A 21,510-nucleotide genomic window follows, 5' to 3' on the forward strand; every position below is an offset into this window, starting at 1 on the left:
TCGGATGGTCACCCGTCGCCAGCGCACACGTTCGGGCCTCAGGCCACCAGGCGGGCGCGCAGCGCCCCGACCGTCTCGTCGGGGACGCCGAGGCCCTCGCGCGCGTACTTCTCCACGGAGCCGTAGCGCGTCGCGACCTCGTCCAGCGCGGCCTCCAGGTACGAGGGGAAGACCCCGATCAGCGCGAGCGCGATGTCCGGGTCGCCGCCCGCCGCCGTGAAGCCCTCGATCATCGGGGCGAAGGCGCGCTTCACCGCCGGGTTCACCGAGAGGTACTCGGCCATCAGGGTGTCGTCGTCCGCGCCGAGCAGCGACAGGATCACCGTCGCGCCCCAGCCGGTGCGGTCCTTGCCGGCCGTGCAGTGGAAGAGCAGGGGGCCGGACGCGGGGTCGGCCGCCTCGGTGAGCAGCATCCGGTACGCGGCCTGCGCGGACCCGGAGTGCACGAAGGACCGGTAGACGTCCCCGAACAGTGCCTGCGCCTTGCCGCCGCCCAGGTGCTCCTCGGCGACCACCGGGTCGGACAGCAGGTCCTTGAGCTGCGCGGCGGCGGGCATCCTGCCGGAGTTCACCTTGTCCGCGAGCACGTCGCCGACCAGCAGCCGGGCACCGGCCGGGAGGCGGTCGGGGTGGTCGGCGCGCTCGGCGTCGGTGCGGAAGTCGATGACCGTGCGCAGGCCCAGCGCGGCGACCGCCGGGTCGGCTCCGAGGTCGAGCCGGTCGAGCTGGCCGGAGCGCAGGAGCAGACCGGGCCGGACGGTGCGGCCGCCGGACAGCGGGGTGCCGCCGAGGTCGCGGAGGTTGGCGACGGTGGTGGACGGGGTGGCGGTCATCGTGTCGGCTCCAGCGGTCGGCGAAGGGTGTGGGCAACGGGACCGGACGGTCGTGGTTACTCGTGTCATGCGGTGATTCGGGCCATCTTCCGACGGGTCGGCGCGGAAAGACAATCGACGGCCAGCGAGATCCCGATGCCCATCCCGAGCGCCGCGAAGTGCCCGGCGTCGGTGAAGGTCCGCCCGCGCTTGAGCACCGGGGCCGCGGCGAGCGCCAGGAGCCCCGCCCGGGCCGCCGTGCGCACCGTCCCGCGCGGCAGGGCCGAGGTCAGCGCCCCGAGGACGGCGTTGAACCCGTAGCTGGTCCCCACGTCCAGGGCCTGCCGGGTCCGGGGTTCGGCCGTCCTGCGCAGCACGCCGTACACGAGGAGGGTCGCCGAGGCGTGCCCGAGCAGGAACACCCCGGCGGTCCACCAGGCCCCGTACGCGTACTCGGCGTACCCGAGCACGGCGACGAGCAGCAGCGCGTACGGCAGGGGCATCGGCTCCTCGACCACGAAGGCGCTGGTCAGCAGCGTTTCCCAGCGGCCGGCGGCAAGGTTGTCGACGTTCGTCGAGCATCCGCGCAGCAGCTGCTCCCGCTCGGCCGTCCCCATTCGCTCCAGGGCGTACGCCCCGAGCTGGACCCCGGCCGCGTACACCGTGCTCAGGGGCGACGGCCATGGCAATGGATTCACGCTTCCATGATCGGATACCGCCCCCGTGGGGGCATCACCGGGGCCCGTGGGAACATGGCCCGGCCATGTCAGAGAACCCCGCGCCGATGCGCGCCACCCGAGCCGCGCTGTTCGCGGCGGTGTGCGTGGCGCTGGGCGCGGCGGGTCACGCGCACATGTCCGGCACGGACGTGCCGATCGCGGGGCTCCTGGGGGCCTTCGGGGTGACCGCCGGACTCGCCTGGCTCGGAGCCGGACGGCGGCGGGGCCCGGTGGGGATCACCGCCGCGCTGCTCGCCGTGCAAGGTGTCCTGCACCTCGTCTTCAGCGGCAGCCAGACCGCACAGGCGCCGCCCGCGGCGGCGCCGGGCCACGGCCACGACCACGCGGCGGCCGCCGCCCCGACGGCAGCCGTGACGGCCGACGCCACGGGCGCGGCCGGAACCTCCGGGATGCCGGGGACGCCGGGCGCGGCCGGCGCGGGGGCGATGGACGGCATGGCCGACACGGCCGGCGTGGCCGACCTGGGTTCCACGGCCGGCGCCGGGGCGATGGACGGCGTGGCCGGGATGGTCGCGATGGCCGGGCACGGCGGGTTCGGGATGCTGGCCGCGCACGTGCTCGCCGGGCTGTTCTGCGCCCTCTGGCTGGCCCGGGGCGAGGCCGCCGTGTTCCGGCTGGCCCGGGTGCTCGGCTCCGCCGCGCTGCACGCCGCCCGCCCGCTGGCCCGCGCGGTCGCCCTGGTGCGGGCGCGGGTGGTACCCGTACCGGCTCCGCCCGCCCCGCGCCCCGCGCACGTACGACCGCGCCGCCTGCGCGGGGCGGTGCACGCCCACGCCGTGGTCCGGCGCGGGCCGCCGGGGAGCCGAGCCTTCCGCACCACGGCCCCCGGCCGTCCCGCCCGCGCCTGACCGGCGCGCCTTCCCGGCCCCGCGCCGGCGGTGGAGCGGGACCCGGGGCCGATTTCCCCATGTCTCCGCCAACACCGAGGACCCCCATGTCCCTTGAAGAGGTTCAGGACGTCCGCACCCCGGACGCCGACACCGCCGCCGACAGAACCGCTGCCGCCGGCACCACCGCCGACACCGGCACCGGGACCGACAGCGCCACCACCGGCGCCGCGCGCAAGCGCCCCGGCAGCGGCTGGGCCGCCCTGCGCCCGCTGCTCCTGCGCATGCACTTCTACGCGGGCCTGCTCATCGCCCCGCTGTTGTTCGTCGCCGCCGCCACCGGGCTGCTCTACGCCGCCTCCTGGCAGGCCGAGGCGATCGTCTACGCCGACGAGCTGACCGTCGACCGCGTCGACGACCGCCCGCTGGCCCTCAGCGCCCAGGTCGCCGCGGCCAAGGACGCCGCGCCCCGGGGCGAGATCGTGTCCGTGTGGCCCGCGCCGGACGCCGAGGCCACCACCCGCGTGATCATGGAGAGGCCGGGGCTCCCCGAGGGCGAGACCCTCACCGTCTTCGTCGACCCGTACACGGCCGAGGTGCGCGGGCAGCTCACCACCGTGGGCGACGCGCTCCCGCTGCGGGCCTGGCTGAGCGAGTTCCACTCCAGCCTCCACCTGGGCGAGATCGGCAGGAACTACAGCGAGCTCGCCGCGAGCTGGCTGTGGGTGGTGGCCCTCGGCGGCCTCGCCCTGTGGATCGGCCGCCGTCGCAAGCGGGCGTCGGACCTGGTCGTCCCCGACCGCACGGCCACCGGCCGGCGCCGCACCCTGTCCTGGCACGGCACCGTCGGACTCTGGGCCGTCGCCGGCCTCGTGGTGCTCTCCGCCACCGGTCTGACCTGGTCGCGGTACGCGGGCGAGAACATCGGGCAGCTCCAGGACCGCCTCGGCGGCGCCACCCCCGCCGTCTCCGCCTCGGTGAACGGCGGGCCGGACGGCGGCGCCGACGAGCACGCGGGCCACGTCATGCCCGACGGCACGCAGATGGCCCCGCCCGCGCCCTCCGCCGACCTCGGCATCGACCGCGCCGTCGAGGCCGCCCGGGCCGCCGGGGTCACCGAGTCCCTCCAGGTGACGCTCCCGTCCCAGGGCAAGGGGTACGTGGTCAAGGAGAAGGACAAGCTGGTGCCGGTGCACCTGGACGCCGTCTCCGTCGACCCCGCCGACGCCCGCGTCATGGACGAACTCCGCTTCGCCGACTACCCGCTGCTCGCCCAGCTGACCCGCTTCGGCATCGACCTGCACATGGGCATGACCTTCGGCCTCGCCAACCAGCTCGCGCTGGCCGCGCTCGCCGTCGCGGTGATGCTCCTCGTCTTCTGGGGCTACCGGATGTGGTGGCTGCGCCGGCCGACGAAGGACCGCGCGCTCTCCGTGGGCCGCGCCCAGCCGCGCGGAGCCTGGCGGAAGCTGCCGGTGACCGTGCTGCTGCCGCTGGCCGCGGTGACCGCCGTGGTCGGCTGGTTCGTCCCGATGCTCGGGATCAGCCTGGTGGCCTTCCTCGTGCTCGACGCCGTCCTCGGCTTCGCTGCCGGACGCCGGGCCGCGGCCGCCGCGAAGACCGCCCCGGGCGCGGTCTAGCCGACCGGACGGCCGAAGGGCCCGTACCCCTCGTGGGTAGGGGCCCCGCTGCGCGTTCGCCGGGCCGGTCGGGGCGCGCACCCGCCGGTCACGGCGCGTACTTGTAGCCCACCCGGCGCACGGTCTGGATAGCACCGCGGTGGGCCGCGCCGAGCTTGCGGCGCAGCCGGGCGATGTGCACGTCCACGGTCCGGCCGTCACCGACGTGGCCGTATCCCCAGACCGTGGTCACCAACTGGTCCCGGCTGTGCACCCGGTGGGGGTGCTTCACCAGGTGCGCCAGGAGCTCGAACTCCAGGTACGTCAGGTCGAGCACCTCGCCGTCCACCTCGGCGGTGCGCTGCGCCGAGTCGATCCGTACGAGCGCGTCACCGCTCGTGCCGGCCCCGCCCTCGGGTGCCTGCGGGGCGGGGGCGGGGGCGGCGACGGCGTGGGGGGCGAAGGCGATCTGCGGCTGCTGGTCGGCGGGCACGAGGACCAGGTAGCCGACCATCGGGGGCTGCCCCGGCAGGGTGGGCAGCGTGTGCTGGGGGGCGGGCAGCCAGGTGGCGCCCGGCGGGAGCAGGTCCACGACCCGCGCGACCTCGTCCCGGTCCACGGCGCGCAGCCGGTGGCGCGGACTGGGGGGGAAGGTCAGGGGAGCGGCGGTCGCGGCAGAGGTGAGGGTTCGGGTGTTCGCCATGAGTGGTCAGCTCTTTCACGCGGAGTAGTCGGCAGGAGACGCACATACGTCATCGATGTCGGTACCGCACAGACCGAAGGCCTCGGGGGAGTTCTGGTGGGAGATCCCGGAGGCTTTAGAGGGCCGGCGCGTTCTTCGCGCGGCAACACACCCGGTCGAAATCGTCATGCTGACGAGACGGCCAGAACGGCTCGAGGTCGCTGCGACCTGACGAGGTGTACGAGTGGCTGGCCATGCGCCCATTCAAGCAGATGACGGCCCGCCGGGGCAGACCCCGTCTCACCTCGTGGAGCGGAATCTCATGTTCAGCGTTCATCGTGACGTCACACCGTCACATTCCCGACATAGACACAGGCTTCCGCGTGCCCGCGGCCGCCCCTAGTACCGCATCGTGGGCAGGGTCGTGGGCAGGGTCGTGGGCAGGGGCCTGGGCAGTGTCGTGGTCGCGCTCGCGGGCAACGCCGAACGCCCGCCGCTCCTCTCGGACGCGGCGGGCGTTCGGTCCGGCCCCACCCTTGAGCGGGCGGGCCGACGGGATCAGGCCAGGCCGTCCTTCTCCAGACCCGTGCAGCAGGTGTCCGTGATCAGGCGGGTCACCACGTACGGGTCCACGTTCGCGTTCGGGCGGCGGTCCTCGATGTAGCCCTTGCCGTCCTTCTCCACCTGCCACGGGATGCGGACCGAGGCGCCGCGGTCGGAGACGCCGTAGCTGAACTCGTTCCACGGGGCGGTCTCGTGCAGACCCGTCAGGCGCTCGTCGATGCCCGCGCCGTAGTTCTTCACGTGGTCCAGCGGCTTGCTGCCCTCGCCCAGCGACTCGCACGCGGTGATGATCGCGCGGTAGTCCTCGCGCATCGCCTTAGTGGAGAAGTTGGTGTGCGCGCCGGCGCCGTTCCAGTCGCCCTTCACCGGCTTCGGGTTCAGCGTCGCGGAGACGTTGAAGTCCTCGGCGGTGCGGTAGAGCAGCCAGCGCGCGATCCACAGCTGGTCGGAGACCTCCAGCGGGCCGACCGGGCCGACCTGGAACTCCCACTGGCCGGGCATGACCTCGGCGTTGATGCCGGAGATGGCCAGGCCCGCCGCGAGGCAGTGGTCGAGGTGCTTCTCGACGATGTCGCGGCCGAAGATCTCGTCCGAGCCGACGCCGCAGTAATAGCCGCCCTGCGCGGCCGGGAAGCCGTTGACGGGGAAGCCGAGCGGGCGGGCGCCGTCGAAGAAGGTGTACTCCTGCTCGATGCCGAAGATCGGCTCCTGGCCGGCGAACTTCTCCGCGACCGGGCGCAGCAGGGCCCGGGTGTTCGACTCGTGCGGGGTCATGTCGATGTTGAGGACCTCGCACATGACGAGGACGTTGTCGCCGCCGCGGATCGGGTCCGGGCAGGAGAACACCGGGTTGAGCACGCGGTCGGAGGCGTGGCCCTCGGCCTGGTTCGTGCTCGATCCGTCGAAGCCCCAGATCGGCAGCGCGTCGCCGTCGCCGAGGATCCTCGTCTTGGAGCGAAGCTTCGCCGTCGGCTCGGTGCCGTCGATCCAGATGTACTCAGCCTTGTAGCTCACGGGCCCCATCCTCAGACTCTGCGGGTGCTGCTGGTCGCTGCTTCATCGCTGCGGTGATGACCGCAGCGTGCCCGCCCGCGATTTCCCTTCCGTTGCCCGTGTGTGAACCCCGTGTTACCGAGGTTTACCCCGCAGGTCGGGCGGGTTGTGCGGGTTGGTGGCAGCGCGACCGCTCGGGTGGGGCAGACTGGTCGGGTGAGCATTTTGTCTGATGTGAACCCTGCCGGAGACCCCGCAGAGGGCCCCGCCGAACGTGCCGCCGACCAGGCCCCCGCAGGCCGCCGACCCCGGGTCGGACTGCTGGGCACCGGTCCCTGGGCGCACCGCACCCATGCCCCCGCGCTCGCCGCGCACCCCGGCTCCGAGTTCGCCGGAGTGTGGGGCCGGCGCCCGGAGGCCGCCGCCGAGCTGGCGCACGCGCACGGCGTGAAGGTGTACGAAGACCCCGACGCGCTCTTCGCCGACTGTGACGTCGTCGCCTTCGCCCTGCCGCCGGACGTGCAGGCCCCGCTCGCCGTGCGGGCGGCCGCCGCCGGCTGCCACCTGCTGCTCGACAAGCCCGTAGCGACGACCCCCGGGGACGCCCGGGCCGTCGCGGACGCGGTACGCCTCCACCAAGTCGCCTCCGTCGTCTTCCTCACCCTGCGCTTCGCCGAGCCCACCGCCGGCTGGGTCGGGGAACAGGCCGCCCGGCCGGGCTGGTTCACCGCCGCAGCCCACTGGCTCGGCGCCGTCTTCCCGCCCGACGGCTCGCCCAGCGCGTACGCCGACTCGCCCTGGCGCAAGTCCAAGGGCGGGCTGTGGGACGTCGGCCCGCACGCCCTGTCCGTCCTGATCCCGATCCTGGGCGACGTCACCGCCGTCAGCGCCACCCGAGGGCCCTCCGACGTGGTCCAACTGGCCCTGCGGCACAGCTCCGGCGCGTCCAGCACCGCCGTGCTAAGCCTGGGCGCGCCGCAGGCCGCCGCCGGGGTGGGGCTGCAACTGCGCGGGACCGGGGGCGTGTACGAGCTGCCCGGCTGGAGCGACGTTCCGGCCGCCTACGGGCGGGCCCTGGACGCGCTGCTCACCGCCGCCCGCACCGGTGTGCCGGACGCGCGCGGGGCGGAATTCGGGGCCCGGCTGACGGAGATCCTGGCCGAGGCGGAGGAGCAGCTCCCGGCGCAATGACGGCCGCCGGCGCGGCGCCCGGCCCGGGCGCCCCGGCACGGGCTACTTGATCAGGGCGTTCGCCACGATGACGGCCAGGCCGATCGTGGCGTCCGCCAGCCCGATGAGCAGCGCGGAGCGGAGCCGGTAGCCGACCCGGATCGCCACGAAGGCGCCCCAGCCGAACAGCAGCGCCGTGTTCAGGCCGAGCCCGACGGCGGTCACCCCGTACGACTCCCAGCCGGCGAGGCCCGCGCAGACCAGGAGCAGGACGGTGGGGAGGGTGGCCACGACCATCGGCCACTCGTTCCACAGCGCCAGCGCGAGCAGCCGCCACCGGTGACCGGGTCCGCCGTCCCGATGGGTGGCCATGTGGTGCGCGTAGCCGTGCGCGGCGCCGGCCGTGACGGCGGTCACGAGGACCCAGCTGGCGTCGTAGAAGGGCGTGTACTCCCCGCCCTTCTGGTCCAGGGCCGCGAGCAGGCCGCTGGCCAGGACCGTTCCGTAGACCCCGCCGAACATCCAGTCGGCGCCCCGCCGCGGTGGCGGGAGCGGCGCCCCGCCGGGCAGGGGCTGCGGGTGCTGATGCTCGTTCACTCCGGGTCCTTTGATGCGGTATAGGGGGGTATATTGATGTGATCACCCTATAGAGATCCCGTGTGAGGGCGCTGTCAGTGCAGCCCGGTGCAGTGCGATGCGGTGCAGTGCGCTGTCGGTGTGGGCCGGCCGGCGCGCCCGCACTCACCCGCCCGGCGTGCCGCCCGCGCCGCCCGGCGCCCCCGCCCGTGACCCCGTCAATGGCTCCGCCGGTGGGGTGGCCAGTACGTCCGCCAGCGCCGTCAGGGCCCGCGCGAAGGCCGCGTCCGGCGCCGCCGCGTAGCCGACGACCAGGCCCTCGCGGGCCGGGGCCGGGTCGGCCGGGTGCCGATAGGAGGAGAGGCCGTCCAGTGCCAGGCCCGCCGCGCGGGCCGCCGCCAGGGCCGGGGCCTCGCCGCCCGCCGGGAGCTCCACCACCGCGTGCAGCCCGGCCGAGATGCCCGTGACCCGGGCCTGCGGGACCCGTTCCGCCAGGAAGGAGACGAGCTGGTCGCGCCGGTCCCGGTAGCGCCCGCGCATCCGGCGGACGTGGCGGTCGTACGCACCGCACTCGATGAAGTCGGCCAGCGCCAGCTGGTCCAGCGCGCTCGCCCAGGACTCCCGCAGGCCCTTCGCCGCCAGCACCTGCTCGACCAGGTGGTCCGGCAGGACCAGCCAGCCGAGGCGGAGCGCGGGGGAGAGGCTCTTGCTGAGCGAGCCCGCGTACACCACGTGCCCGGGAGCCAGCCCCTGGACGGCCCCGACCGGTTTGCGGTCGTAGCGGAACTCCCCGTCGTAGTCGTCCTCCACGATCATCCCGCCGGTGCGCCGGGCCCACTCCACCGCCGCAGCGCGCCGTGCGGGCAGCAGCCGGCCGCCGGTCGGGAACTGGTGCGCCGGGGTGAGCAGCACCGTACGGGCCCGGTCCGGGAGTTGACCGGTGCGGGCACCGTCGTCATCGACCGGGACGGGGTACGGGCGGACCCCGGCGGCGTCGAGGATGCCGTGGTGGAAGGGGAGTCCGTACGCCTCCACGGCCCACTCCCGGGGCCGTACGGCGGCGAGCAGCCGCAGCCCGTTCGCGAAGCCGGAGCAGACCACGACGTTCTCGGGGCCGGTCCGCACGCCCCGCGCCCGGGAGAGGTACGCGGCCAGCGCGCGCCGCAGTTCCGGGCGCCCCCGCGGGTCACCGGGGCCGAAGGCCTCGGTTGGGGCCCCGGCCAGGGCCCGGCGGGCGCTGGCGGCCCACGGACCCCGGGGGAACGACGCGGGATCGGGCTTGCCCTGCAACAGGTCGTGGAGCGCCGGCTGGGGCGCGGGCCCGCCCGGGCCGGCCGGTGCGGCGGCGGCCGCCGCACCCTCGGCGACCCGCGTGCCGGAGCCCTGGCGGGCGGTGAACCAGCCCTCGGCGACCAGCTCCGCGTAGGCGTCGGCGACGGCGTTGCGGGCGAGGCCCAGGTCGGCGGCGAGCGCCCGGTAGGGCGGCAGCAGGGTCCCGCCGGCCAGCCGTCCGCTGCGCACGGCGTCGCGCAGTGCCCTTGCGAGCGCGGTCCGCCGGGCGCCCCCGGCGGGGAGCTCCAGGTGCAGGTCGGTGCCGGGGGCGGGGCGGTCGGCGGCCGGGACCGCGCGGGCGGGGGGCGTGTGCGGGGTTCCGGAGGGGGTGCGGGGGGCGGTCATGCGCGGGGCTCCGGGGCGAACGCGCCGAGGGCGGCCGTCAGGAAGCGGCGCACGGCGTCCCGTTCGGCGGGGTCGAAGGCGTCCAGCACGTCGAGCACCGCGTCGGTCCGGGGGCCGAAGAACTCCCGCCCCAGCCGGACCGCCTCCGGCTCCACGCGCAGCAGGATCCGGCGCCGGTCGCGGTCGTCGCGGACGCGCGCCACGTGGCCGAGCCGCTCCAGCCGGTCGATGACGGCCGTGGTGCCCGCCGAGTTGAGGCCCAGCCGGGCCCCCAGCAGGCCCGCCGTGGCGGGCTCGTCCGCGCGGGCCGCGTCCAGCAGGCAGATCAGGGCGCGCACATCGGTGGGGTGCATGCCGTTGCGGGCGGCGAACTCCGCCTGGCGCAGCCCGAACTCCACGGTCACCGCCCGCAACAGGTGCACGAGTCCGGCATGCTCGCCCCGCCGGCTGTCGTTCACTTCGCCTCCGCCCAGGATCTCTCGCTCAGCGAGATTATCGCCCGACGAGGCAGTGAAGCGGGGCCGTCGTGCCGAAGCCGTTCCCGAATACGTCCCCGAAACCGTCCCCGGCGTCCTCCGCCGCGTCCTTCCGGGCCCGCCTGCGACGAGGTGCTCGGCGGATGGCCCGACCCGTGGACGCCGCCGACGTGCCCATCCCGTAAGGCTCCGCGCGCGTCAACCGCCGCGGCCCGGCCGAGGCCCCGGAGCTGGCGCCGCCGGGCCGGGGCTGAGCGGGGTATCCGCCCGGCCGCGGTCTCAGGCCGTGCGGGACAGGGCCTCGCGTACGGCCTCGTCGGAGCGGGCGATCACGGCCGTGCCGTCCTCCGCGGTGATGATCGGGCGCTGGATCAGCTTCGGGTGGGCCGCCAGGTGGGCGATCCAGCGCCCCCGGGCCGCCTCGGTCGCCTCGCGCGGCAGGTCCCGTACGCCCGTCTCGCGCGCCAGCGGGTCCGAGGTGCGCGTGATGTCCCACGGCTCCAGCCCCAGCCGGCCGAGCACCGTGCGGATCTCGTCCTCGGAGGGCACGTCCTCCAGGTAGCGGCGCACGGTGTAGTCGGCGCCCTCCGCGTCCAGCAGCGTCAGCGCGGCGCGGCACTTGGAACAGGCGGGATTGATCCAGATCTCCATGCCGCAAACCCTAACCAGGACTGGTCTGGCCAGGGGCTTTTGTCAGTGGTCCCCGGTAAAATCGAAGGAGAACGACAGGAAGCCAACTACCGTTTGGGAGGCTGTAGATGGCCACTGCCACAACCATTCAGCACGTCAAGAAGAAGCCGCTGCCGGCGGGCCTGCCCCGCGAGTGGTACGAGAGCCACAACCGCCGTCTGAAGGCGATGCGGCTGGCGATATTCCTGCTCGACTCGGGGACGTACGACGCACGGCGCGCCACCAACCGGAAGATCCGGACGATGGCCGTCCGGACGGGCATCCACCGCCCTTCGAACGTCACCTGCAAGCTGGTGCGCAACTTCATCAAGGAGGCGTAGGGGGCGTCGGCGGCCGTTCGCCCGGCCCGGCGGGGTGCTGTGCGCCGGGCCGGCGGGTCACGGCAGCGGCTCCCCGAAGGCCTCGACGGTTCCGGTACCGGCGGGCGGGGCCGGGTCGCCGCCGTCCACCGCCGGCCGCGCGGGTGCCTCGATCGCGACGCGCCCGCCGGTCCCGGCGCCGGAACCGGCCCCGTCGAGCGGCGAGCCGAGGAGGACGGCGGCCGAGAACAGGCCGGCGGCGGCCGTCACGACCGCCGCCGTCGTGATCGCAGCTATCCGCCTGCGGTGCTTGCGCGGTGCGCGCACCGGGGGGCTCCTCTCCGTCGGGTACAGGAACGACAGGGCCGAGCACACCACAGAAACCGGGCAAATGGGTCCCTTGTCATTGTTCGGTCACATGATCCGTACGGGGCGGTCATCTCGGGCGGGGGCCGGATCCGTCGCCGCGTCGGGGGCCGCTGCCGGAGTCGGGACCGGCGTCGGGACCGGCGGGGCCGGCCCCGTCCAGGGAGAGCAGCAACAGGGCCACGTCGTCGCGCGGGCCGCCGTCCGTGAAGGCCGCCAGGTCCCGCCACACCGCCTCGACCAGTCCCTCCGGGTCCCGCGCCAGCACGGGCACCCGCGCCGCCAGCGGGTAGAAGTACCCGGCCCGGTCCCGGGCCTCCGTCACCCCGTCGGTGTACAGCAGCAGCCGGTCCCCGGGCCGCAGCAGCAGCTCGACCGCCACCGGCTCGGCCGGCCCGGCGACGCCCAGGCCCAGCGGCGGACCCGGCTCCACGACCACCTCGTCCACCGCGGATCCGTGCACGAGCAGGGGCGGCGGATGCCCGCACGACACGATCCGTACGAGGTCCAGCCCGGGCGGGAACTCCAGCAGCACCGCCGTCGCGAACAGCTCCGGGGGCTCCGCGGAGGCGTCCGTCGCGTGCGCCGTGTCTGCGAGCAGCCGCCGGTCCAGCCGGGCCGCCACCGCCGCCGGCTCCGGGTCGTCGAGCACCGCCTCGCGGAAGGCGCCGAGCAGCGCCCCCACGGTGCCGACCGCCGCCAGCCCGTGGCCCTGCACGTCCGCGATCAGCGCCCGTACGCCGTACGGCCCCGCCCGTACGTCGTACAGGTCGCCGCCGACCAGGGTGCCGCGCTGGGCCGCCCGGTAGAGCGCGGAGCAGCGCACCGGGCCGACCCGTTCCGGAAGCGGCGGGAGGATGGCGAGCTGCGCCGCCTCCGCCACCGTCCGTACGGTGACCAGCTGGGCGTCGCGGCGCCGGCGCACCCAGGCGATCACCACGCCCAGCAGCCCGACCGCGGCCACGGCGGCCAGGTCCGACCCGCGGGCGTGGGCGACGCCGATGCTCGGTGCGCCCAGCAGGACCAGCACCAGCGCGGCGAAGCAGGCGGTCCCGGCCGGTCCGTAGGCGAAGGCGGCCACCGGGGGCAGGGCCGCGAGGAAGTACCCCAGCTCCACGTCCCCGGGGGTGAGGGCCTGGGCGAGGACGAGCACGACCAGGGCCGCCGCGGGGGCGATCCGGGCCCAGACCGGCGGCGGCTGCCCCCGCAACCAGCCCGGCTGCTCGCTTCGGCCTCTCACCCCTCCACCCTGGTACCGGCGCAGGACCCGCGCACCCCGGACCGGCGGCCGGGTGGGCCGTCCGGCTCCGTACGGGCGGCCGGGAGCACGCGCCGACCCGCGGCCCGGCGCAGGTACGCCCGGGACCGGCGGTGCGGTGGCCGGGTACGGCCCGGAGCGGGGACAGTGGGGGCGTGACGGAAGACGAAGTCCCGAGCAGGCCGCCGACGCGGGCCCACATCGAGGCCCACGGCGGCGGGCGCGCGGGCGGCTCGCAGAGCGCGGAGATCAGCACGCGTCTGAACTGGCTGCGCGCCGGGGTGCTCGGCGCCAACGACGGGATCATCTCCACCGCGGGTCTGGTGGTCGGCGTCGCCGGAGCGACCACCTCCCGCCCCGCGATCTTCGCGGCGGGCATCGCCGGGCTGCTGGCGGGCGCGCTGTCGATGGCGGCGGGGGAGTACGTCTCCGTCAGCTCCCAGCGGGACTCCGAGCAGGCCGCGCTCGACCTGGAGCGGCGCGAGCTGGCCGAGGAGCCCGAGGCGGAACTCGACGAGCTCACCGACCTGCTCGCGGCCCGGGGGCTGAGCCGCGGTCTGGCCCGGGAGGCCGCCGAACAGCTGACGCGGCGGGACGCGCTGCGGGCGCACGCCCGGGTGGAGCTGGGCATCAACCCCGACGAGCTCGCCAACCCCTGGCACGCGGCCCTCGCCAGCCTCGTCGCCTTCACCGTCGGCGCGCTGCTGCCGCTGCTGGCGATCATCCTGCCGGGGCCGTCGGCAAGGGTGCCGGTCACGGTGGCGGCGGTGCTGGCCGCGCTCACGCTGTGCGGGGTGGTCAGCGCCCGGCTCGGCGGGGCGCCGAAGGGGCGGGCGGTCCTGCGGAACGTGGGGGGCGGGGCGTTGGCCATGGCGGTCACGTACGCGGTGGGCACCTGGCTCGGCACCTCCGCCTGACCACCGGGGCCTGCCCCTGGCCCCCGCCACCCGGACCGGCCCGGCCCCGGCCCCCGCCACCCGGACCGGCCCGGCCCCCGCCACCGGGACCGGCCCGGACCGGCCCCTCCTCCGCACCATGGGGCCCCGCCCCGGGCCCCGCGCCTCGAACGCCGGCGGGGCTTGATTCGGCCCGGGGGCGGGGAGCGGTGCGGCCCGGTTCGGACGGGTCGGCGGGGCGACCCGGCAGGATGGGGGCATGCGCATCGCGGTCACCGGTTCCACCGGCCTCATCGGCAAGGCCCTCGTACAGTCCCTCCGGGCGGACGGCCACGAAGTGGTCCGCTTCGTACGGCGCGCGCCCGCCGCCGCCGACGAGGCGCGCTGGGACCCGGCCCGGGGCGAGGTGGACCCCGCCGGGCTGGCCGGGTGCTCCGCCGTCGTCCACCTGGCCGGGGCCGGGGTCGGCGAGCACCGCTGGACCGACGCCTACAAGCGGGAGATCCGCGACAGCCGGGTCCTCGGCACCGCCGCGATCGCCCGGGCCGCGGCCGCCCTCGACGAGCCGCCCGCCGTGCTGGTCAGCGGCTCCGCCATCGGCTACTACGGGGACACCGGCCGGCGCGCGGTCGACGAGGACGCCCCCGCGGGGCAGGGGTTCCTGCCCTCCGTGTGCGTGGAGTGGGAGGCGGCCGCCGAGCCCGCGGCCGCGGCGGGGATCCGTACCGCGTACGCCCGTACCGGCCTGGTCGTCGCCCGCGACGGCGGGGCGTGGGGGCGGCTGTTCCCGATCTTCCGGGCCGGCATCGGCGGCCGGCTGGGCGACGGCCGCCAGTACTGGTCGTACCTCTCCCTCCGGGACGAGGTCGCGGCCCTGCGCCACATCATCGACACCCCGTCCCTCTCCGGCCCGGTGAACCTCACCGCCCCCGATCCGGTGACCAACCGCCAGGTGACCGAGGCCATGGGCCGGGTGCTGCGCAGGCCCGCGGTACTGCCCGTGCCGGCCGTCGCCCTGCGCGTCGTGCTCGGGGAGTTCGCCGAGGACGTGCTCGGCAGCCAGCGGGTGCGGCCGGCCCGGCTGCTGGAGTCCGGCTTCGTCTTCCGCGACCCGAGCATCGAGCAGGCGATCCGCGCCGCCCTCTAGGCCCGAACTCGGGGCCGGGCGCAGCCCCCAGGCGCAAGCGCAAGCGCGGGCCCAGGCCCCGCGAGGGCCCAGGCCCGGGCCTTCGCCCCGCGACCGGTGCGCGACCGTCGTGCGACCGTTCGTGACCCGTATGCGACCGCTGTGCGACCGGAGTTGACCGTAATACCCCAACCAACTTGGGTTCCGCTGGAGCCGGTTGGGGGAAGGACGGTGAGACACAGCCGCGCCGACCTCGGGGAGGGGCACGTGCTCAGCAGCTCACACCATGCCGCACACCATGCGGACGTCGTCATCGTAGGAGCCGGGGTCTCAGGACTCGCGGCCGCGCAGCACCTGATCGCAGCGGGGGTCACGGTCACCGTCCTGGAGGCCGCGGGCGACCCCGGCGGGCGGATGGCCACCACGTCGGCCGACGGGTTCCGGCTGGACCGGATCGGCCAGCTGCTCAACACCTCGTACACCGAACTGGCCCGCACCCCGGGCCTGGAGACCCTGACCCTGCGCCCGTTCGCGCCCGGCGTCCTGGTCCACACCGACGGCAAACAGCTGCGGGCCGGAGCCCTCACCCCGGCCCGCGCCCTGGCCAGCGGCTCCCTCGACCAGGCCCGGCTCAGCGCCGCCCTCGGCCGGCTCGCCGCCCTGCCCGAGGAGAAGCTGCTCGCCCGTCCCGAACGCACCGCGCACGCCGCCCTGCGCTCCCGCGGCCTGCCGCCCCGCACGGTCAACGGCGTCCTGCGGCCGCTGCTCGCCGCCCTGCTCCGCGATCCGGAGCTCACCACGTCCAGCCGCGTCGCCGACCTGGCCCTGCGCACCTTCGCCCGCGGCCGGCTCGCCGTGCCCGAGGGCGGCGCCGCGGCCCTGCCCGGCCTGCTCGCCGCCGCCCTGCCGCCCGGCACCGTGCACACCGGGGTCCGGGTCCGGTCGGTGGCGACGAACCTGGTCACCACCGAGGAGCACGGCGAGTTCAGCTGCCGCTCCGTCGTCCTGGCCACCGGGGCCCGCGCCGCCGCCGGGCTCCTGCCCGGCCTGCGCGTGCCCGCCTTCCACGAGGTCACCGTCCTGCACCACGCCACCGCCGGAGCGCTGCCCTGGGACGGCTCGCTGCTCCTCGACGCCGCCCGCGAGTGGCCCGTCTCCCACACCGCCGTGATGAGCGCCGTCGACCCGACCCGGGCCCCGGCCGGCCGGAGCCTGGTCACCACCACCGTGCTCGGCCCGCCGCCGCCCCCGCGCACCATTGCCTCGCGCCTGGCCCGGCTCTACGAAACCCCGACCCGCGACTGGGAACTGCTCGCCGTCCACCACACCCCGGAGGCCGTCCCCGCCATGCCCCCGCCGTACGACGCCCGCCGCCCGGTCCGGGTCCTCGCCGGGCTGTACGTGTGCGGGGACCACCGCGACACCAACACCGTCCAGGGCGCCCTGCACTCGGCCCGCCGCGCCGCCACCGCCGTCCTGCGGGACTTCGGCATCCCGGTCCCGGCCGCCCCGGAGCGCGCGCTCCGGGTGGCGGCCTGAGCCACCGCCCCTCCGGGGCCCGGCCCGACCCGGGCCCGGACCCCGGAGGGGCGCCGCCGGATCAGGACAGCGCCGCCACCCGGTCCCGGTACGTCCGCACCGCCGAGGCGTCCCGGAACGGCTCAAGGCGCCGCTCGAAGTCCCGTACGTACTCCACCGCGCGCACCGACCGCATCTCGCTCGCCTGCTGCGCCGCCTCCGCCCCCAGCGCGCACGCCTGGTCCAGCTCGCCCAGGCCCAGCCGGGCCGTGGCCAGCACCACCCGGCAGAACAGCCGCGACCGGGCGTACCCCGGCGCCCGCAGCTGCAGGGACCGCTCCGCGTGCTGGGCCGAGGCCCGGTACTGCTGGAGGTCCCGGTGGCAGTGCCCGAACTCGTCCGCCAGCTGCGCCTCGTCGTAGAACCGCGCCCAGTGCGGTACGTCGTCCCCCGGCCGCGCCGCGCCCAGGGCCCGCTCGGCCCGCACCAGCGACGCCGTCGCCGCCCGGACCTCGCCGAGGACCGCGTGCCCGCGCGCCTCCGCCGAGTGCAGCAGCGCCTGCACCACCGGCGGCGGGCCCGAGCCGACGCCCTGCTGGGCCACCCGGGCCAGCTGCACCGCCTCGCGGCCGTGGCCGAGGTAGACCGCCTGGCGGCTCATCGTGACCAGCACGTACGCCCCGTACGGCCGGTCCGCGGCGGCCTGGGCCAGCCGCAGCGCCTGCACGAAGTACCGCTGGGCCAGGCCGTGCGCGGCGATGTCGTAGGAGGTCCAGCCCGCGAGCCGGGTCAGGTCGGCGGCGGCGGAGAACAGCCGCCGCCCGGTCGTCTCCCCGTAGGTCCCGCGGAGCATCGGCTCCGCCTCGTGCTCCAGGTAGCGCACCAGCGCCTGCCGGGCGTGGCCGCCGCCGTACGCGTGGTCCAGGCTGCGGAACAGCTCGCTCACCGATCTCAGCGCCGCGATGTCGCCGCCGGTCACCCGCTGCCCGGGCCCGCGGTCGATCTGCCGCTGCCGGGGCACCGAGGCCCGCCCCTGGACCGGGACGCGGGCCGCCGCCGGGTCCGCGCCGCGGCCCACCCGCTCGTCCGCCCTCCCGATGAGCCAGTCCCGGCTGGGCACCACCAGCCCGGCCGGGGTGAAGGCGATCTTCCGGAGCTCGGCGTGCGAGCCGGAGTCCTTGCGCCACAGGCCGGCGGCGATGTCCACGGCCTCCTCGGGGGTGGCGGCGAACTCCAGCCCCGCGTACACGGGTGCGCAGGCGTCCAGCCCCAGGTCCTGGGCGGACAGCCGCCGGCCGAGCCGCCGGGTGAAGACCTCCGCGATCAGCGCGGGGGTGGTGCCGCGGGGCTGCTGCCCGCGCAGCCACCGCGTCACGGAGGTCTTGTCGTACCGCAGATCGAGACCGTGCTCCAGACCGAGCTGGTCCACGCGGCGGGCGAGCCCGGCGTTGGAGAACCCGGCCTCCTCGATCAGCGCCGCGAGCTGCCGGTTGGGGACGCGCTGGGCAGGTCGTTCCGTCATCGGCTCCACGGTCTCCTGACGTGACGGACCGGGGTCCCGGCCCTGTGAACGGCGTGAATGTAGCGGCGAACTCCCCTCAGACCGCCCTGTCTGCCCCACATTCATCCGATCGTGTGCAGAATCGGTGGGTCCCTTTACGGACTGGACCCTTTCGTCCGCGTACGCTGCGCCCATGACCCGCCGGCCCCTCGGGGCCCACCCCGCCGCGGAGCGCCCCGAGTCCACCGCTCCGCTGCCGCCGCCCGAGCTGACCGAGGCGGAGTGCCGCCGCTGCGGCACCTACATCGCGGGGCTCGACGGGCGGTACGCGTGCGGGGTGTGCGGCTGGGTGAACGACCACGCCGAGGGCCACCGCCGGCTGCCGCGCGCCGACGAGGACCCGGACCGCCCGCCGAAGGGCCGCCGCCGGCCCCGGCAGCTCCCGGGACCCCCGCCGGAGGCGCCCGCACCGGCCGTCGCACCGGTGCGTGCGGGGCGCGGGCCGGGGCCCTGAAGGGGCCCGCGCGGGCCGCCGTACCCTTGGCTGGTGCGATACGTGCACACAGCAGGTTCAACGAGGAGGCGCCGCGGTGGCTGAGCTTGGGTTTGTCCATCTGGGCTTCGGGCCGGAAGCCGTCGAGTACACCGCGGCCTGGGAGGAACAGCGCCGGGTGCACGCCGCCCGCTTCGCGGACGAGGTCGACGACACCTGCCTGCTGCTGGAGCACCAGCCGGTCTACACCGCGGGCCGGCGCACCGACCCCAGCGAGCGCCCGCTCGACGGCACCCCCGTCGTCGACGTGGACCGCGGCGGCAAGATCACCTGGCACGGCCCCGGGCAGCTGGTCGGCTACCCGATCATGAAGCTGCCCCGCCCGGTGGACGTGGTCGCCCATGTCCGCCGCCTGGAGGACGCGCTGATCCGCACCGCCGCCGAGTTCGGGCTGGAGACCACCCGCATCGAGGGCCGCTCCGGCGTGTGGGTGCTGGGCGACCCGGTGGAGGACCGCCCGAGGATCGGCGGGCTCTCCCTCGACTTCGACCCGCGCCTGCACGACGACGAGTTCGACGCCCGGCTGAACGGCCCCGAGTACGCCCCGTCCAACGCCGGCCAGCGCCGCGAGGACCGCAAGCTCGCCGCCATCGGCATCCGCGTCGCCAAGGGCGTCACGATGCACGGGTTCGCGATCAACGTGAACCCCGACAACACCTGGTTCGACCGGATCGTGCCCTGCGGCATCCGCGACGCCGGTGTGACCTCGCTCTCGTACGAACTGGGCCGCGAGATCACCATCGCCGAGGTGCTGCCGGTCATCGAGCGGCACCTGAAGGACGTCCTGCGGCACGCCGAGCTGCGACCCCGCGAGATCGAGCCCGCCGCCGGCTGACCGCCCGCGGGAATGCGTCCGGCAGCCCCCAGGTTGGCGGAATGAAGAGCGTACGAAATTACGGGCGTACCCTGGTGGGCGCCGAAGAATCGAAGTCACAGGGAGCCGGTCGTGTCCGCAGTCGCACCCGACGGACGCAAGATGCTGCGCCTGGAAGTCCGTAACGCCCAGACGCCCATCGAGCGCAAGCCCGAGTGGATCAAGACCCGGGCGAAGATGGGCCCCGAGTACACCAAGATGCAGGCCCTGGTGAAGGGCGAAGGACTGCACACGGTGTGCCAGGAGGCCGGCTGTCCGAACATCTACGAATGCTGGGAGGACCGCGAGGCCACCTTCCTCATCGGTGGCGACCAGTGCACCCGGCGCTGTGACTTCTGCCAGATCGACACGGGCAAGCCCGAGGCCCTGGACCGGGACGAGCCGCGCCGTGTCGGCGAGTCCGTGGTCACGATGGACCTGAACTACGCCACCATCACCGGCGTCGCCCGCGACGACCTGGCCGACGGCGGCGCGTGGCTGTACGCCGAGACCGTGCGCCAGATCCACGAGCAGACGGCGGGCCGCGAGAGCGGCCACACCAAGGTCGAGCTGCTGGCCCCCGACTTCAACGCGGTCCCGGAGCTGCTGGAGGAGGTCTTCGCCTCCCGCCCCGAGGTCTTCGCGCACAACGTCGAGACCGTGCCGCGCATCTTCAAGCGGATCCGTCCCGGCTTCCGCTACGAGCGCTCGCTCGACGTGATCACCCGGGCCCGCGCGTACGGCCTGGTCACCAAGTCGAACCTGATCCTCGGCTTGGGCGAGGAGCGCGAGGAGGTCTCGCAGGCCCTGAAGGACCTGCACGAGGCCGGCTGCGAGCTCATCACCATCACCCAGTACCTGCGGCCCTCGCCGCGGCACCACCCCGTCGAGCGCTGGGTGAAGCCGGCCGAGTTCGTGGAGCTGGCCAAGGAGGCCGAGGAGATCGGCTTCTCCGGCGTGATGTCCGGCCCGCTGGTCCGGTCCTCGTACCGGGCCGGGCGCCTGTACCAGCAGGCGATGGAGAAGCGCAGCCACGCCGAGGTGTAGGTGTGACGCGCGCTACCACACGGACTGTGTGAATTCGCGCACAAAGTCTTACCAAGGAGTAACACCGCATCGACGCGGCCCCTAGGCTCTTTTCAGGGAAGAGTGCCCGGCGGGCCGCGTCTGCGTGTTTGCAACGTGTCCATCACATTTGACGGGCCGGTCACGCCCTGGTAACACCAGTCAGTGACGCTGGACCCACGCACCGCAACCGTTCTGCCGACGTGTTTCCGTGAAAGGGATCGCCATCATGCAGGCCGCGCCCGTACGCGCCATCGCCATTCCCTCCTTCACCGACGCCTTCCGGGGCGTCGAGTCCCTGCTCATGAGCGGTGCCCGCCGCAACGCCTGGACGGCCGTCCTGGAGGACCGCCGCCGGGCCAAGGACCGGGTCGAAACCGAACACGTACTTGAGGCCGCGGCGACCCGTACCCCTCAGGCCACGTAAACTCGCCCTATGGCGAGGAAGTCAAACGCAGAGACTGCTGCGAACCCCGGGCGACTGAAGCAGATCGCCCTGACGTACAAGATGACGCGCAAGGCCGACCCGAAGGTCGGTCTGATCGTCGCGGGCGTGGGAATCGTCACCTTCGGTGTCTTTCTCGCGATCGGCTTCCTGATCGGCCACCCGGTCTACCTGGGCATCCTGGGCTTCCTGGTGGCGTTCCTCGGAATGGCGATCATCTTCGGGCGACGGGCCGAGCGCGCTGCCTTCGGGCAGATGGAAGGACAGCCGGGCGCGGCCGCGGCCGTACTGGACAACGTGGGACGGGGCTGGACGACCACCCCGGCCATCGCGATGAACAAGAGCCAGGACATCGTCCACCGGGCCGTGGGCAAGGCCGGTGTGGTGCTGATCGGCGAGGGCAACCCCAACCGGGTCAAGCTTCTGCTCGCGAACGAGAAGAAGAAGATGGCCCGGATCATGCCGGACGTGCCGGTGCACGACTTCATCGTGGGCACGGGCGAGAACGAGGTGCCGCTCAAGAAGGTGCGCACCACGCTGCTCAAGCTGCCGCGCGTGCTGGCCGGCCCCCAGATCACCCAGGTCAACGACAAGCTGCGGGCCATGGGCGACCTCATGAGCAACATGCCGCTGCCGAAGGGCCCCATGCCCAAGGGCATGAAGATGCCGCGCGGCGGAAAGATGCGCTGAGCGGATCAGCCGCTCACCCGCTTTTCGTATACGACACGGGGGCGGGGCCCCGGCGCCGGGGTCGGGGGGGGGGCCCGAGGCCGGTGGGGGATAGAAAAGGGGAGGAAGAGAATT

At 74.8% G+C, this 21,510-nt stretch carries 23 protein-coding genes; 12 read left to right on the plus strand and 11 right to left on the minus strand.

Features of this window, described 5'->3' with window-relative positions; genetic code table 11:
- Positions 1-38: 38 nt before the first annotated feature.
- Entirely contained in the window at positions 39-833 is a 795-nt protein-coding gene (locus tag ACFWTC_RS14020) for a tyrosine-protein phosphatase (protein ID WP_384027849.1), read from the minus strand.
- A gap of 65 nt (positions 834-898) precedes the next feature.
- Entirely contained in the window at positions 899-1,510 is a 612-nt protein-coding gene (locus ACFWTC_RS14025; protein WP_384027848.1) for a rhomboid-like protein, read from the minus strand.
- A gap of 65 nt (positions 1,511-1,575) precedes the next feature.
- Between ACFWTC_RS14025 and ACFWTC_RS14030 the strand changes: the two genes are divergently transcribed.
- Both ACFWTC_RS14030 and ACFWTC_RS14035 read left to right on the plus strand, forming a co-directional pair.
- Positions 1,576-2,400, plus strand: a complete 825-nt coding sequence (locus ACFWTC_RS14030) for a hypothetical protein (RefSeq protein ID WP_383922420.1) — start codon at positions 1,576-1,578, stop codon at positions 2,398-2,400.
- 86 nt (positions 2,401-2,486) lie between these two features.
- A complete protein-coding gene (locus ACFWTC_RS14035; RefSeq protein WP_384027847.1) occupies positions 2,487-4,019 on the plus strand; it encodes a PepSY-associated TM helix domain-containing protein in 1,533 nt (510 codons plus the stop codon).
- Between the two features lie 88 nt (positions 4,020-4,107).
- On the opposite strand, the gene ACFWTC_RS14040 is transcribed toward ACFWTC_RS14035, so the two are convergent.
- Both ACFWTC_RS14040 and glnII read right to left on the minus strand, forming a co-directional pair.
- On the minus strand, positions 4,108-4,701 hold the full coding sequence (locus tag ACFWTC_RS14040; RefSeq protein ID WP_384027846.1) for a winged helix-turn-helix domain-containing protein: 594 nt from the start codon (positions 4,699-4,701) through the stop codon (positions 4,108-4,110).
- A gap of 537 nt (positions 4,702-5,238) precedes the next feature.
- Entirely contained in the window at positions 5,239-6,258 is a 1,020-nt protein-coding gene (gene glnII / locus ACFWTC_RS14045; RefSeq protein WP_383922412.1) for a glutamine synthetase, read from the minus strand.
- Positions 6,259-6,453: 195 nt separating this feature from the next.
- On the opposite strand from glnII, the gene ACFWTC_RS14050 reads away from it, so the two are divergent.
- On the plus strand, positions 6,454-7,428 hold the full coding sequence (locus tag ACFWTC_RS14050; protein WP_383922409.1) for a Gfo/Idh/MocA family protein: 975 nt from the start codon (positions 6,454-6,456) through the stop codon (positions 7,426-7,428).
- A 42-nt stretch (positions 7,429-7,470) separates the two neighbouring features.
- Here the strand turns inward: ACFWTC_RS14050 and ACFWTC_RS14055 are convergent, their stop codons facing one another.
- The 4 genes from ACFWTC_RS14055 to ACFWTC_RS14070 all read right to left on the minus strand — a co-directional run bounded on the left by ACFWTC_RS14055 (position 7,471) and on the right by ACFWTC_RS14070 (position 10,787).
- Entirely contained in the window at positions 7,471-8,004 is a 534-nt protein-coding gene (locus tag ACFWTC_RS14055) for a hypothetical protein (RefSeq protein WP_383922406.1), read from the minus strand.
- Between the two features lie 144 nt (positions 8,005-8,148).
- Entirely contained in the window at positions 8,149-9,660 is a 1,512-nt protein-coding gene (locus tag ACFWTC_RS14060; protein WP_384027845.1) for a PLP-dependent aminotransferase family protein, read from the minus strand.
- Positions 9,657-10,118 (minus strand): MarR family transcriptional regulator, encoded by a 462-nt coding sequence (locus tag ACFWTC_RS14065; RefSeq protein WP_384027844.1) that lies wholly within the window; start codon positions 10,116-10,118, stop codon positions 9,657-9,659. The genes ACFWTC_RS14060 and ACFWTC_RS14065 overlap by 4 nt, the downstream gene beginning before the upstream one ends.
- Positions 10,119-10,415: 297 nt before the next feature.
- The gene (locus ACFWTC_RS14070; RefSeq protein WP_383922401.1) at positions 10,416-10,787 is read right to left on the minus strand and encodes an ArsC/Spx/MgsR family protein; all 372 of its coding nucleotides are present in this window, start codon (positions 10,785-10,787) and stop codon (positions 10,416-10,418) included.
- Between the two features lie 107 nt (positions 10,788-10,894).
- Here ACFWTC_RS14070 and ACFWTC_RS14075 point away from each other — a divergent pair, with 107 nt between their 5' ends.
- Positions 10,895-11,146, plus strand: a complete 252-nt coding sequence (locus ACFWTC_RS14075; RefSeq protein ID WP_383922398.1) for a hypothetical protein — start codon at positions 10,895-10,897, stop codon at positions 11,144-11,146.
- A gap of 57 nt (positions 11,147-11,203) precedes the next feature.
- Here the strand turns inward: ACFWTC_RS14075 and ACFWTC_RS14080 are convergent, their stop codons facing one another.
- Both ACFWTC_RS14080 and ACFWTC_RS14085 read right to left on the minus strand, forming a co-directional pair.
- On the minus strand, positions 11,204-11,452 hold the full coding sequence (locus ACFWTC_RS14080; protein WP_384027843.1) for a hypothetical protein: 249 nt from the start codon (positions 11,450-11,452) through the stop codon (positions 11,204-11,206).
- 109 nt (positions 11,453-11,561) lie between these two features.
- Positions 11,562-12,731 carry a PP2C family protein-serine/threonine phosphatase gene (locus ACFWTC_RS14085; protein ID WP_384027842.1) on the minus strand — a complete coding sequence of 390 codons (1,170 nt, stop codon included), beginning with the start codon at positions 12,729-12,731 and terminating at the stop codon, positions 11,562-11,564.
- A gap of 173 nt (positions 12,732-12,904) precedes the next feature.
- On the opposite strand from ACFWTC_RS14085, the gene ACFWTC_RS14090 reads away from it, so the two are divergent.
- The 3 genes from ACFWTC_RS14090 (at position 12,905) to ACFWTC_RS14100 (ending at position 16,310) form a co-directional block, all read left to right on the plus strand.
- On the plus strand, positions 12,905-13,666 hold the full coding sequence (locus ACFWTC_RS14090) for a VIT family protein (RefSeq protein WP_383922389.1): 762 nt from the start codon (positions 12,905-12,907) through the stop codon (positions 13,664-13,666).
- Positions 13,667-13,904: 238 nt separating this feature from the next.
- Complete coding sequence (locus ACFWTC_RS14095) at positions 13,905-14,792, plus strand: TIGR01777 family oxidoreductase (RefSeq protein ID WP_383922386.1); 888 nt, start codon at positions 13,905-13,907, stop codon at positions 14,790-14,792.
- A 246-nt stretch (positions 14,793-15,038) separates the two neighbouring features.
- Positions 15,039-16,310, plus strand: coding sequence for an NAD(P)/FAD-dependent oxidoreductase (locus ACFWTC_RS14100; RefSeq protein ID WP_384027841.1), 1,272 nt, complete (start codon positions 15,039-15,041; stop codon positions 16,308-16,310).
- Between the two features lie 61 nt (positions 16,311-16,371).
- Here ACFWTC_RS14100 and ACFWTC_RS14105 read toward each other — a convergent pair whose 3' ends face one another.
- Positions 16,372-17,811, minus strand: coding sequence for a regulator (locus ACFWTC_RS14105; RefSeq protein WP_383922381.1), 1,440 nt, complete (start codon positions 17,809-17,811; stop codon positions 16,372-16,374).
- A gap of 172 nt (positions 17,812-17,983) precedes the next feature.
- Between ACFWTC_RS14105 and ACFWTC_RS14110 the strand changes: the two genes are divergently transcribed.
- The 5 genes from ACFWTC_RS14110 to ACFWTC_RS14130 all read left to right on the plus strand — a co-directional run bounded on the left by ACFWTC_RS14110 (position 17,984) and on the right by ACFWTC_RS14130 (position 21,396).
- Positions 17,984-18,304: a hypothetical protein gene (locus ACFWTC_RS14110; protein ID WP_383922378.1), complete on the plus strand. Its 321-nt coding sequence runs from the start codon at positions 17,984-17,986 to the stop codon at positions 18,302-18,304.
- Between the two features lie 76 nt (positions 18,305-18,380).
- On the plus strand, positions 18,381-19,178 hold the full coding sequence (gene lipB, locus ACFWTC_RS14115; RefSeq protein ID WP_383922375.1) for a lipoyl(octanoyl) transferase LipB: 798 nt from the start codon (positions 18,381-18,383) through the stop codon (positions 19,176-19,178).
- A gap of 111 nt (positions 19,179-19,289) precedes the next feature.
- A complete protein-coding gene (gene lipA, locus ACFWTC_RS14120) occupies positions 19,290-20,243 on the plus strand; it encodes a lipoyl synthase (protein WP_384027840.1) in 954 nt (317 codons plus the stop codon).
- Positions 20,244-20,490: 247 nt separating this feature from the next.
- Complete coding sequence (locus ACFWTC_RS14125; protein ID WP_383922370.1) at positions 20,491-20,688, plus strand: hypothetical protein; 198 nt, start codon at positions 20,491-20,493, stop codon at positions 20,686-20,688.
- A gap of 9 nt (positions 20,689-20,697) precedes the next feature.
- Positions 20,698-21,396 carry a DUF4191 domain-containing protein gene (locus tag ACFWTC_RS14130; protein ID WP_267720805.1) on the plus strand — a complete coding sequence of 233 codons (699 nt, stop codon included), beginning with the start codon at positions 20,698-20,700 and terminating at the stop codon, positions 21,394-21,396.
- Positions 21,397-21,510: the final 114 nt, after the last annotated feature.

The organism is Streptomyces sp. NPDC058619, assembly GCF_042717785.1.
Taxonomy (GTDB): Bacteria; Actinomycetota; Actinomycetes; order Streptomycetales; family Streptomycetaceae; genus Streptomyces.

Coding starts and splice junctions, on each gene's coding strand:
- ACFWTC_RS14020 (WP_384027849.1), bottom strand. CDS start 833: ATGACCGCCACCCCGTCCACCACCGTCGCCAACCTCCGCGACCTCGGC.
- ACFWTC_RS14130 (WP_267720805.1), top strand. CDS start 20,698: ATGGCGAGGAAGTCAAACGCAGAGACTGCTGCGAACCCCGGGCGACTG.
- ACFWTC_RS14095 (WP_383922386.1), top strand. CDS start 13,905: ATGCGCATCGCGGTCACCGGTTCCACCGGCCTCATCGGCAAGGCCCTC.
- ACFWTC_RS14110 (WP_383922378.1), top strand. CDS start 17,984: ATGACCCGCCGGCCCCTCGGGGCCCACCCCGCCGCGGAGCGCCCCGAG.
- ACFWTC_RS14070 (WP_383922401.1), bottom strand. CDS start 10,787: ATGGAGATCTGGATCAATCCCGCCTGTTCCAAGTGCCGCGCCGCGCTG.
- ACFWTC_RS14030 (WP_383922420.1), top strand. CDS start 1,576: ATGTCAGAGAACCCCGCGCCGATGCGCGCCACCCGAGCCGCGCTGTTC.
- ACFWTC_RS14125 (WP_383922370.1), top strand. CDS start 20,491: ATGCAGGCCGCGCCCGTACGCGCCATCGCCATTCCCTCCTTCACCGAC.
- ACFWTC_RS14105 (WP_383922381.1), bottom strand. CDS start 17,811: ATGACGGAACGACCTGCCCAGCGCGTCCCCAACCGGCAGCTCGCGGCG.
- ACFWTC_RS14075 (WP_383922398.1), top strand. CDS start 10,895: ATGGCCACTGCCACAACCATTCAGCACGTCAAGAAGAAGCCGCTGCCG.
- ACFWTC_RS14060 (WP_384027845.1), bottom strand. CDS start 9,660: ATGACCGCCCCCCGCACCCCCTCCGGAACCCCGCACACGCCCCCCGCC.
- ACFWTC_RS14040 (WP_384027846.1), bottom strand. CDS start 4,701: ATGGCGAACACCCGAACCCTCACCTCTGCCGCGACCGCCGCTCCCCTG.
- ACFWTC_RS14035 (WP_384027847.1), top strand. CDS start 2,487: ATGTCCCTTGAAGAGGTTCAGGACGTCCGCACCCCGGACGCCGACACC.